Origin of the sequence: Burkholderia sp. NFPP32, from assembly GCF_900119325.1 — a bacterium.
Classification (GTDB): Bacteria; Pseudomonadota; Gammaproteobacteria; order Burkholderiales; family Burkholderiaceae; genus Burkholderia; species Burkholderia pyrrocinia_C.
Genome location: NZ_FPJP01000040.1, coordinates 18,044 through 28,745, shown reverse-complemented (window position 1 = coordinate 28,745; position 10,702 = coordinate 18,044). Strand labels below are relative to the sequence as shown.

Below are 10,702 nucleotides of genomic sequence, written 5' to 3'. Positions count from 1 at the left end.
GTCGAACGCGTGTTGGAGATACAGCAGGCCGGCGATCAGCCTTGGCGAGGTGGCCGGCCGGCCCTTGCGTGAAACGAAGCTCTCGCTCATCGATGCACCCAACCGATCCCAGTTGATCAGATCGGCCAAACTGACCAGTGGATGCTTCAAGTTGATCTGTTCACGCAACGGGTGCCGGAAGAAATCTCCCTCCGTCACAGGCGTCTTCGGACCCATCCGCACCTCGTCGAAATTTGCAGGGTTCACGCGTCAATATGCCCGTACCCTGCAATTCTCACAACCTCATTTGGCGTTCAGAACCACGCCACATAAGGCGCTCACGATTGTTCATGGTCGACTAGGTAAACTGCTAGACGAAATCCGGATCTCGTCAAAGTGGGTTTCTGCGATGTGGATACGCGTGCTGCTCGGAGCGGACTGAACAGTTGCGCCGTGGGTCAGTTGTAGCCGACCTTGCGACGACGGAACAACATCGGTTTGTCGCTCGTCTCGTCGTGCTTGCCGGCGTCGGCACGACTATCCGCGATGTTCGCAGCGGCCGGGCACTATACGGCTAGCAACACCGTTGGGGGGGGGCGATCGATGTGCGCGTTGAATTTCGTACCGGTACGAGTGAAATCGGTGCAGGTCTTGGATGCATTGACGGAAGCCGATCGGATAATGCATCGATCCGTGAACACAGACAGTCGAACGATCGTCTTCTGCCCATTTACCGAAACGATAGCGAAGCACCATGACGACGATGCCCCTGGGATTCCCGCCCACCACGATTGCAGTATTTGCGTTGCTCGCCCTTGGTGCGATCGCCGTGGATATGCTAAGTCACCGCAACCAGACGACGATCTCGCTGCGCAAGGCGACGCTTTGGTCAATTTTCTGGGTCGCCGTGTCGCTGGCGTTTGCCGGCTATCTGTGGGGCACGCATGGCAAGGAAGCCGCGAGTCTTTTCGTGACCGGATACGCGCTTGAGAAAGTGCTCAGCATCGACAACCTGTTCGTGTTCATGGCGATCTTTGCGTGGTTCAAGGTGCCAGACGGCCTGCGCCACCGCGTGCTTTACTGGGGAATTGCTGGGGCGATCGTGTTCCGCCTCGTGTTTGTCGCCATCGGGACAGGACTCCTGTCGCTCGGACCGTGGGTCGAACTGGTCTTCGCGGCGATCGTCGCGTGGACCGCGGTCATGATGCTGCGCGACGACGACAGCGACGCCGCCGAAACGGACTATTCGCGCCACATCGCCTATCGCGCCGTGCACAAGTTCTTCCCGGTGTGGCCGACGCTCCAGGGCAGCCGATTCTTCGTCCGACGCACCGAACTCGAAGCGGAATGCCGGAAGCCGGAAAACGCCGGCATTCGATTGGCGGGGAAGGGGGCGTGGGTCGCTACGCCACTGTTTCTGTGCGTGGTTGTCGCTGAGGTATCGGACGTGCTCTTCGCCTTCGACTCCGTGCCGGCCGTGATCGCCGTCAGCAAGGATCCGATGATCGTCTATTCAGCGATGCTCTTTGCGATACTGGGGCTGCGAACGATGTACTTCGTGCTCGAGGCATTGAAGCGCTACCTCGTGCATCTCGAGAAGGCCGTGGTTGCCCTGCTGTTTTTCATTGCGGCGAAGCTGGCGCTGAATGCCACGGATCATCTTTTCGATCACGGTTACACGATCAATCCGACCGTCAGCCTGTTTGTCGTGCTGATTGTGTTGGCCATCGGGATCGTCGCAAGCGTGGTGTTCCCCACGAAGCAGGATCGCGACGATGCCGGAGAGGCAGACGCCAACGCCTGATTTTCAATTGTCGAGATCGACGCCGCGACGCCGGCATGGGCTGCGGCGACCGCGGTGTCGCCTGTCCCGACGCCGGCACGACGGCGTGAGCCATCCGTACGCACCCGCATGGATCGGCGGCCGTGGTTTCGTGGGGGCCGCGCGAGTTGTCGAACGAACTAAAGTACTTTTCCGCTCCGAATCGGACGTGCCTCATGGCTCCCTAGCTGGGCCTGTTCTACAATTGTTGTCACTTCGACGAAGTTTTCGATTTTCAGTCTAAGGTTCCCGCAGTAGCTTGGCCACATTGCGCGACAGTAGCCCCGATAGTCGTTGGCCTGTAGATTGACCGCCGCCGCATTTGCGCCTGATGAATCGACCGGGCCGCGGCGCTCCCAATTGCTACTCACCATCGACGCTGAGCTTCTCAGCGGATACGACACCGGATTTCAAGTTACTGACGAGTGCACCAAATAGTTCATGGTGCGTTACGGTCACGAAGACGAAAACTGATGGCCGAAAGTTGGACCAAGGGACGCAGGCGTACCTGAGGAAGACGGTGGTAGAGGCCGTGCGTGACGGAATGACGCAAACTGCGGCGGCGAAGACCTATAAGGTCATCGTGCGAGCGGTGAGCAAGTGGATGAAGACGGCGCGAGAAGGTGGACTGAGAGCGCTCAGAGCTGGCAAACGCGGCCGCCGAGCGGAAAGCGGCCGATGAATCACCGGCAGGCGGTCGGAATTCGCAAGATGATCATCGAACGGATGCCCGACCAATTGGTGCTGCCGTTCTACCTGTGGACGCGCGAATCGGTGGCGCAGTTGATCGAGCGGGAGTACGGCATCACGGTGTCGGCGGCCACGGCTGGCCGGTACGTGAAAGCATGAGGCATGAGTGCCCAGAAACCGGTGCGATGAACGTATGAGCGAAACGATGCGGCGATCGAGCGCTGGCTGAACGAAGTCTACCCGCAGATCGCTAAAGAAGTCAAACGGGAGCAGGCAACGATCTACTGGGGCGACGAAATGGGACTGCGCAGTGATCACGTTAGCGGAACGAGCTTTGCCCTCAAAGGGCAAACGCCGATTGTGCGCGCCACCGGGAACCGTTTCAGTTGCCACATGATTTCGGCCATCGCCAATCGCGGGGAGTTGAACTTCATGGTCTTCGAGGGCACGTTCAAGAACGCGATGTTCATCGAATTCCTGAAGCGCTTGTTCAAGCGGGCTACCCGGAAGATCTACCTGATCGTCGATGGTCATCCGGTTCACCGGTCTGTTGCTATCAAGCAGTTCGTCGCCGAGCACGCCGATCGCTTGTGCCTGATCCGGCTGCCCGGCTACTGTCCCGAGTTGAACCCGGATGAATTGCTGAATCAGGACGTGAAAACCAACGCGCTCGGCAAGAGCCGTCCGACCAACAAAGCGGACATGATCCGGAACGTCCGGAGCCATCTGCATCGTTGGCAGAAGGAACCTAACGTGATTCGTAATCGGTGCAACGAGAAACATGTCTGTTACGCCGCTTGAGTATCACGCACTATTTGATGAACTTGTCAGTAATTTCTCGTGAAAACTTACTTTCAATGGTTATCGTCATGTGGATACAATCAAAGAAGCTTTCGGCCATGCTGGAGAAGGGGAACTCAAAAGGTGCGATCCTTGAGGCGAAACTCCTTCTGGCGAAAAACTCAGCGGCGATGGCAACTTGGTCCGATCTCGCAGGCGTGCTGTGGCAGACTGGACAACATGAAGCTGCTATCAGCTGCTTGGATCAAGCAATAATGAAGTTTGACCACTATTTGTTATTTAATATACGTGCGTTTATGCACTCCTTCGTTGGCGAGCATGGAAAGAGCGTCGCCGACCTCGATGCCGCCGAGCAACGCTCTCCTGGGTCTGAACTAATCCGCTGCAATCGTGCTGTAGCACTTATGGCGCAAGGAAAGAATGCTGAGGCAAAAGCATTGCTGGAAATAGTAATTAAAAATAACGCTGCCTCAGTTCCTGCATTGGAGAATCTTGCAATTGTTTGCCTGCGGCTTGATTTGTTCGATGAGGCGCTCGAGCATGGACGTCGTTGGCATTCGCTCCAGCCACAATCGGCAGCCGCATACATTCAGTATGTTTATCTCCTGCAGTCGGCGGGAGAGCTCGGTGAACTGTCGCAAGTCTGGAATGAGCAACGTCTCAGACAGGCATATGATAATTGCCGAACGGTGCAATCTTTCATGGCTCTATCTCAACTCGATGATCCTTTGTTTCACCGGCATCTGGCACAAAAACAGGCGGCATCCTCGTTGACTTTGCCGTCAATTCCGGTACTGGGAAAACCAACGGAATCGCGCAGGGTACGTATCGCATATTGGTCCAATGATTTTTATCAGCACGCGACACTTGCTCTTCTAGGAGAGGTTCTGGAGATGCACAACCGTGAGCGGTTTGAGATCTTCTGTCTATCCTACGCAAGAGATAAATCCGATTCTGCAACTGATAATCTTCGACGGAATGTCGAACATTTTCATGATATGGGCGATCTGTCGGATAAATTAGCGCTAGAAGAAATAGTGGCGCTAGATATCGACATATTGGTCGATTTAAAGGGTTACACCTCGGGGAGTCGTGTGTCCGTCCCTGCCGCACGCCCTGCACGGATAGTGGTTAGCTGGCTTGGATACCCGGGAACTATCGGGTCCACGAATTTCGATTATGTTTTAGGCGATCCGTTCGTTACTCCCGCCAGCTCGCAGCAATACTATGATGAGGCAATCTGGCAGCTTCCAAACTGTTATCAACCTAACGATCGACGTCGTCGTGCTGCTGAACCCAAGGCACGCACGCAGTATGGGCTCCCCGTGGATTCCGTGGTTCTGGCCGCGTTCAACGCAACGTACAAGATAACACCGACAATCGTCTCAACATGGGCTAACGTACTCAAAAAACATCCAGACGCATGCCTGTGGCTCTATGCTCGCACTGAACGCATCTTTGGAAATATCAAATCGGAGATCACCGCGTGCGGAGCCGCTGCAGAGCAAGTCTTTTACGCACCGCCACTTCCCGGTGGTGCGCATCTGGCACGCTATCAAGTTGCTGATATGGCACTGGATTGCTTCCCATATGGCGCACATACGACCGGTAGTGATGCGCTGCGAAATGGATGTCCGCTTGTGGCAATTGCCGGAGAATCTTTTGCATCGAGAGTATCCGCAAGTTTGTTACATGCAGCACGTCTTGAGGAGTTGATCACTTACGACTTCGATACCTATGAGACTCTGATCGGAGCACTAATTCGTGATAAGGCACGACGTCAACGCATCAAGGAGCATCTAGCGGGCTGGAGCAAGCTACCGCTATTCGATACACCTCGTTTTGTATCCGATCTTGAGGCTGCGTACGCAGAGATGTGGCGAATCCATGTCGGTTCATAATGTAATTCCTCTCTCGTCCAGTGACGCCAGCCCCCGGGATGGCGCGCTCTCCGGCGTCCATTCCATTAACGCCACGTCATTGGAACCGCATTCGGCGAATCTCGTCGTGCTACGGGGGAGACATCATGACCACCATCCTGCAGGACATCTGGTTTCCCGCCGATCTCCGGCGCCTGCCGGTGCGTGCGCTGCCGCCGCTCGCCGATGAACTGCGCGCTTTCGTGCTCGACAGCGTCTCGCGGACGAGCGGGCATCTGGCGTCGAATCTCGGCAGTGTCGAGGTGGCGATTGCGTTGCATTACGCATTCGACACGCCGTACGACCGGATCGTCTGGGACGTCGGCCATCAATCGTATCCGCACAAGATCCTGACCGGCCGCCGTGATGCGATGGCAGGTATCCGGCAAGTCGGCGGCATCTCCGGATTTCCGTGCCGGACCGAGTCGGAATACGATGCGTTCGGCACCGCACACTCAAGCACGTCGATCTCAGCCGCGCTCGGGATGGTGCACGCGGCACGCCTGAAGCGCGAGGCGTGCCATTGCGTCGCGGTGATCGGCGACGGCGCGCTGTCCGCCGGAATGGCGTTCGAGGCGCTCAATAACGCCAGTGTCGCCGGCGACCTGCCGTTCATCGTGCTGCTCAACGACAACGACATGTCGATCTCGCCGCCGGTGGGCGCGCTGCGGCACGCGCTCGGCCGGCTGACGGCCGAACCTACACGCAAACGAAGCGGCATGTGCAAGACGTCCTGAATCTCGCCCCGCCGACGCGCCAGTTCGCGAGTCGGATGGAAACGCAGGTCAAGGGATGGTTCGCGCCGACCACCTTGTTCGAGGAATTCGGCCTGAACTATACCGGGCCGATCGACGGCCATGACGTGGACGCACTCCTGAATCTCAAACGTGTGCCCGGGCCGCACCTGCTGCACGTCGTTGCGCAGAAAGGCCATGGCTATGCGCGTGCGGAAGTCGACCCGGTCCGGTATCACGGCCCCGGACGATTCGATCCGGCAGTCGGCATTGTTGCCGGCAAACCCGGCTGGCCAACCTACGCGCGGGTGTTTTCCGACTGGCTGTGCGACGAAGCGGCACGCGACGAGCGGATCGTCGCGATCACGCCCGCGATGCGCGACGGCTCCGGACTCGTCGACTTCGAGCGTCGTTTCCCCGATTGCTACTTCGACGTTGCGATTGCCGAGCAGCATGCCGTGACGTTTGCGGCGGGCCTCGCTGCGGAGGGCATGCGCCCCGTCGTCGCGATCTACTCGACCTTCCTGCCGCGCGGCTACGACCAGCTCATACACGACGTCGCGCTGCAGAACCTGCCCGTCACGTTCGAGATCGATCGCGCCGGCATCGTCGGCGCCGATGGCGCGACGCACATGGGCGCATTCGATCTGGCATACCTGCGCTGCGTGCCGAATCTCGTGGTGATGGCGCCGTCGGACGAGAACGAATGCCGGCAGATGCTGCACACCGCGCTGCGCCATCCGGGGCCGTGCGCGGTCCGTTATCCGCGCGGCACTGGCCCTGGCGCAACGATCGAGGCCGAGCTGACGGCGTTGCCGATTGGCATCTCCGCGTTGCGGCGGTCGAGCGGTGCGGCGGCAGGTCGGCGAATCGCGTTTCTCGCCTTCGGAACGATGGTCGCGCCCAGTGTCGTGGCGGCTGCCTCCTTCGACGCGACGGTGGTCGACATGCGCTTCGTCAAACCGCTCGATATCGTTCGACTGCGCGACATCGCGACAACACACGATGTGCTCGTCACCGTCGAAGAGGGTTGCACGAACGGCGGTGGCGCCGCCGCCTGCGTCGAGGCGCTGGCCGACATGCAGTTGCGCTGTTTCGTCTTGCGGCTCGGACTGCCCGACGCATTCGTCGAGCACGGCGAACCTGGCCAGCTATTGAGCCTGCACGGTCTCGACGCGACCGGCATCGAGGCTGCCGTCGATCGTTTCGTGGCACGGCTTGGCTGGGGGGCAGCTTCAATCGTCGCGCCGGATGCGAATTCCGTTCCGCCGCACCGCGACGACACGCCGGATGCGGATCGCCGCGCCCTCGAACTGGGTCAGGCAGTCGCGCTCCAGCAGCGCGGCGACGACGGGAGGCAACGGTGGAAGAACGCCTGATCCTGGTCGATGCCGACGACCGACCGGTCGGAGTATGCGAAAAAATGCGCGCGCATCGCGAAGGGCTGCTGCATCGCGCCTTCTCGATCTTCGTGTTCGACTCGGCTGGGCGATTGATGCTGCAGCAGCGTGCGCCCGGCAAATACCATTCGGGCGGGCTTTGGTCCAATACCTACTGCGGTCACCCGCGTCCCGGCGCGGCTCAGTTGGCGAACTTGTCGCCGTGCATCGTGGCGTCGACATAGAATGCCCGGTCGAATACCGAACCATGCTCGGCGCGCCAGGCTAGCGCATGTTTGTCGACGAACGTCTTCCGCGGCATGGCGGTCGGGTTGTAGATGTTTCCCGCGCCGGCAAGCAACTGGACCTTGATGTTCCCGTCATCCAGGGGCACCGTGGGCCGCTGTGTTTGCGTGCTGCGGCCAAAGCTAGCCATCACCGCGCCAAGTACAGCGATACGGGGTTGGCCATTAATCAGGCGTGACTGTGTCTTCAGTCTGGCGACATTGGAAATGTCGCCGGCATCCTGCAGGGAAATGAATTTTCCGCGATGCGTTCGCGCGTCCGATCGGTCGATCCATCGTTGACGACAATCAGTTCGCAATCGCCGAGCGATTGATTGAGGATCGACGCGATATTTTTTGAGATATAGCGCTCGCCCATTGAACACAGGGAGGATGAAGGAAGCGAGTGGCGTGACGCCTCCAATGCTGGGTGGGCGAAATCCTGCGTTCAGTGCGACCCGTATCGAAGCAGCGGCCGACCGTTTAGCGGTTGTGCGTTGCGCGCATTGTGCGAGTAGTGCTGGGTGAATGCGCCGATGTCGGCGACCGACAGTTCGGCGGGATCCGTGATCACGTACCACTCGACGTTTTCGATCAAAGGCGGTGTGGTCAACGAGCCGAGGTAATGGAAATAGTTGTCGATACGCTTCGGCAACAGCATGTCGGCGTCGAACGATGCGATTTCGGTCGTCTCGCCGTGCTTCACCGCGCGCATGGCCGCAGCGAACTGTACATTTCCGGCGCCGGGGCGATAGAAAACCGCGACGACCGCCAGTCGGCCATCCTGCGCGCGGAACACGAAATGCCCTTCGAGCGGATAGGTCTTGCCGTCCAGCGTATGCTCGGCCGGCGCGTGGAAGTGAATCTGCTGGAGCGTGAAGTGGCGGCCACGGATCGTTGCGCTGCCGCTCCCGGGCACGATCTGGATCGTGTGGCCGGTATCGATCACTTTTGCGCTGGCGTGATCGGAGTGAATGGAGATGGCGTCGTCTTCGTCGTCGAACGCCTCCGCGCGCGTGATCGCCTTCGTCTCGATGTTGATCGGCGACTGCGAATTGCCGGATTCGAGATGCCATGCGTGCTGGTGACCGTAATCGAATCCATGGGCCGATGTGTGGCCGCCCGCGCGCACGGATGCGTCGGCAGCGTTGGCCGACGGAATCGCGATTGCGATTGCGCAGGCAATCGGGGTGAAGATTGGCAGGATGTTGATCGTCTTCATTTTTAAATGACAAGCCCGCGCGAATCAGGGCGATCCGCGCGCGCGTTTTCCTTTATGGATTGGGAATGGCATGCGATTGATCGGCGCGAAAATACCCGATGCGACGCGTCAGTGCTGCGGATGAAACGCCGGTAGACCGGACTCCGACTCACGTTGCAGTTTCTCAACCTGTTTGCGCATGTTGTCGAGCTGGATCTGAGCGGCCTTGTTCTCGACCTGAAGCGCTTCCGTTTGCTGACGCGTGGTGCGCTGACGTGCGTTGACCTGCGCCTGCTGCTCGCGCGCGACCGCGATATCGGCGCGCAGCCGATCGGCTTTCTGTTCGGACACGAAAATGACGCGTTCGAGAAACTGCTTCTGCGCATCGAGATCGCTACGCTGGATTTCGACCTCGGAGAGCTTGACCGTTTGCTGCACAAAGTTGTTGTAGATCATTTCCGCGCGCGGCCGCTCCTGTGTCTTGACGACTCGCCAGAAGCTCTTGTTCTGGAAGAGCGCGACGTAGTAAGTCATCTCCCGCGTATGGAAGAAGATGCTCGCGCCATAGCTGCCGTTGTACGTCGTGCGCATTTCGGTCAGTTGACCGTCACGCAGGTATTGCGCGAGCTGGGCCACGTCGCCCTGAGTGGCACCCGACGCGTCGTCCGCCGGCGTCAGGGTGGTGGCGCCCGGCCGGCTGCCGGCCAGCGGCACTGTGCCGCTGGAGGCATCGGCGGCGAGCGCGGCGCCTGCGACGAACTGAGCCGCCGTCAGGGCCGCAACGATGCGAATCATGTAAGTCGGGCTGGCGCGCACGATCTCTCCTGAATGACAGTAATGGGACACGCCGGCGGCGCGGGTTGATCCAGTGTCTGACAACGTTGGTCCGCCTGTGGTCGGCATTTAGATGGGGAATGCCTCGAGTAATGAGGCAATCAACCCGAGCCTGAACTCGACTTAACGAAACCGCGAATCCGAAGGTATCCTGAAGCGGTTTGACGCATCGCGATGGTTGCGCAGGTTTGCTTCACGACGTCGTTGTCATGACCTGTATTTTTTCGCGTTACGGGTGCTCAATAAATGGGTTTGGCTCGATCGTGATGCGTACTAGTACGAAAAGTACCTGTGCGATTCAAACAGCTTGGCAAGCTGTTTTTGTTGCGCACTGGATTCCGTGCATCCCGGTTATTGGGGCTGTATCATGTGGTATCCGGAACGCCCATCGGGGCGGTGTGAGGCACCGATGATCAGAGTTCGGTCACCTCGATCACCGCATCCGAACTCAGGTCGGTGAGATCGGTGAACCTCGCGGAGCCGAGGGGAATCGTCGATTCGATGGTCAGCGTCGCGAGCAGTGTCCGCCCGCGTGCCTCGGTACCCTGCGCGGCGACGATCGTGACCGGAGTTCCGACCGACACCGTGATGGTGTCAGCGGGTTGCGATGTCCCCGCGTTCGATTGCAACTGGACTTTCCGCCCATCGAGCGTCGCGTCGCCGAGTGTCAGTCGTGTGGTGCCCAGCGTGCCGAACGCGAGGTCGCCGTTTGTATTCGCGCGTCCCCGCAGCGAAAGCGACAGGGTGGCGGGGGTCGGGCAGGTGACGGCGAGCGGGAGCGTGCGCTTGCCGAAAGTCAGCCGTCGCTTGCCGGCCGGCTGCAGTTCGCCGGCGGAATGCTCGCCGTATTCGACGCGACCCTGGCCGATCGACACTTCGCATTTGCGTTGCACGGGCGGCGCGATCGGCAGCGGGCGGAACTGATCGTACCCGACGGGTTTCACCTGCGGCGGGAAGGAAGGCTGTGCGTTCGCGTCGGCAAGCGGTGCGCCGATGGCGGCCAGCGCGACCAGCGCGGGCATGAATCGGTAGAGGGTGCGAAACTTCATTGTGATTCCT

The 10,702-nt window shown here is 59.4% G+C and carries 10 protein-coding genes and 3 pseudogenes; 7 read left to right on the top strand and 6 right to left on the bottom strand.

What is annotated here, in order from left to right:
* A pseudogene (locus BT264_RS35655) lies at nucleotides 1–216 on the bottom strand (IS5/IS1182 family transposase); the annotation flags it as partial.
* Between the two features lie 517 nt (nucleotides 217–733).
* Between BT264_RS35655 and BT264_RS35650 the strand changes: the two are divergent.
* From BT264_RS35650 to BT264_RS35625, 7 genes and pseudogenes are all read left to right on the top strand, one after another.
* Nucleotides 734–1,783, top strand: coding sequence for a TerC/Alx family metal homeostasis membrane protein (locus BT264_RS35650; protein WP_072445294.1), 1,050 nt, complete (start codon nucleotides 734–736; stop codon nucleotides 1,781–1,783).
* 349 nt (nucleotides 1,784–2,132) lie between these two features.
* Entirely contained in the window at nucleotides 2,133–2,483 is a 351-nt protein-coding gene (locus tag BT264_RS40640; protein WP_110281460.1) for a helix-turn-helix domain-containing protein, read from the top strand.
* Between the two features lie 29 nt (nucleotides 2,484–2,512).
* A complete protein-coding gene (locus BT264_RS38845; protein ID WP_218173368.1) occupies nucleotides 2,513–2,650 on the top strand; it encodes a winged helix-turn-helix domain-containing protein in 138 nt (45 codons plus the stop codon).
* Between the two features lie 54 nt (nucleotides 2,651–2,704).
* Nucleotides 2,705–3,292, top strand: coding sequence for an IS630 family transposase (locus tag BT264_RS35640; protein WP_110281462.1), 588 nt, complete (start codon nucleotides 2,705–2,707; stop codon nucleotides 3,290–3,292).
* Nucleotides 3,293–3,309: 17 nt separating this feature from the next.
* Nucleotides 3,310–5,193, top strand: coding sequence for an O-linked N-acetylglucosamine transferase, SPINDLY family protein (locus BT264_RS35635; RefSeq protein ID WP_083596255.1), 1,884 nt, complete (start codon nucleotides 3,310–3,312; stop codon nucleotides 5,191–5,193).
* 38 nt (nucleotides 5,194–5,231) lie between these two features.
* A pseudogene (gene dxs / locus BT264_RS35630) lies at nucleotides 5,232–7,324 on the top strand (1-deoxy-D-xylulose-5-phosphate synthase).
* Nucleotides 7,309–7,527 (top strand): annotated as a pseudogene (locus BT264_RS35625) (isopentenyl-diphosphate Delta-isomerase); the annotation flags it as partial. The pseudogenes dxs and BT264_RS35625, both read left to right, overlap by 16 nt.
* Here the strand turns inward: BT264_RS35625 and BT264_RS35620 are convergent.
* From BT264_RS35620 to BT264_RS35600, 5 genes are all read right to left on the bottom strand, one after another.
* A complete protein-coding gene (locus tag BT264_RS35620) occupies nucleotides 7,527–7,760 on the bottom strand; it encodes a hypothetical protein (RefSeq protein ID WP_072445291.1) in 234 nt (77 codons plus the stop codon). The pseudogene BT264_RS35625 and the gene BT264_RS35620 overlap by 1 nt on opposite strands.
* A gap of 56 nt (nucleotides 7,761–7,816) precedes the next feature.
* Complete coding sequence (locus BT264_RS35615; protein WP_083534391.1) at nucleotides 7,817–7,987, bottom strand: glycosyltransferase; 171 nt, start codon at nucleotides 7,985–7,987, stop codon at nucleotides 7,817–7,819.
* Nucleotides 7,988–8,056: 69 nt separating this feature from the next.
* The gene (locus BT264_RS35610; protein ID WP_072445290.1) at nucleotides 8,057–8,830 is read right to left on the bottom strand and encodes a carbonic anhydrase family protein; all 774 of its coding nucleotides are present in this window, start codon (nucleotides 8,828–8,830) and stop codon (nucleotides 8,057–8,059) included.
* Nucleotides 8,831–8,938: 108 nt separating this feature from the next.
* Nucleotides 8,939–9,625 carry a DUF2968 domain-containing protein gene (locus BT264_RS35605; RefSeq protein ID WP_309146473.1) on the bottom strand — a complete coding sequence of 229 codons (687 nt, stop codon included), beginning with the start codon at nucleotides 9,623–9,625 and terminating at the stop codon, nucleotides 8,939–8,941.
* Nucleotides 9,626–10,056: 431 nt separating this feature from the next.
* Nucleotides 10,057–10,692: a DUF1120 domain-containing protein gene (locus tag BT264_RS35600; protein ID WP_143155825.1), complete on the bottom strand. Its 636-nt coding sequence runs from the start codon at nucleotides 10,690–10,692 to the stop codon at nucleotides 10,057–10,059.
* Nucleotides 10,693–10,702: the final 10 nt, after the last annotated feature.

Excerpts from the sequence above, each read along its gene's own strand:
- BT264_RS35650 (WP_072445294.1), top strand. The coding sequence starts at position 734 with ATGACGACGATGCCCCTGGGATTCCCGCCCACCACGATTGCAGTATTT.
- BT264_RS40640 (WP_110281460.1), top strand. The coding sequence starts at position 2,133 with ATGAATCGACCGGGCCGCGGCGCTCCCAATTGCTACTCACCATCGACG.
- BT264_RS38845 (WP_218173368.1), top strand. The coding sequence starts at position 2,513 with ATGATCATCGAACGGATGCCCGACCAATTGGTGCTGCCGTTCTACCTG.
- BT264_RS35635 (WP_083596255.1), top strand. The coding sequence starts at position 3,310 with ATGAACTTGTCAGTAATTTCTCGTGAAAACTTACTTTCAATGGTTATC.
- BT264_RS35620 (WP_072445291.1), bottom strand. The coding sequence starts at position 7,760 with ATGGCTAGCTTTGGCCGCAGCACGCAAACACAGCGGCCCACGGTGCCC.
- BT264_RS35615 (WP_083534391.1), bottom strand. The coding sequence starts at position 7,987 with ATGGGCGAGCGCTATATCTCAAAAAATATCGCGTCGATCCTCAATCAA.
- BT264_RS35610 (WP_072445290.1), bottom strand. The coding sequence starts at position 8,830 with ATGAAGACGATCAACATCCTGCCAATCTTCACCCCGATTGCCTGCGCA.
- BT264_RS35600 (WP_143155825.1), bottom strand. The coding sequence starts at position 10,692 with ATGAAGTTTCGCACCCTCTACCGATTCATGCCCGCGCTGGTCGCGCTG.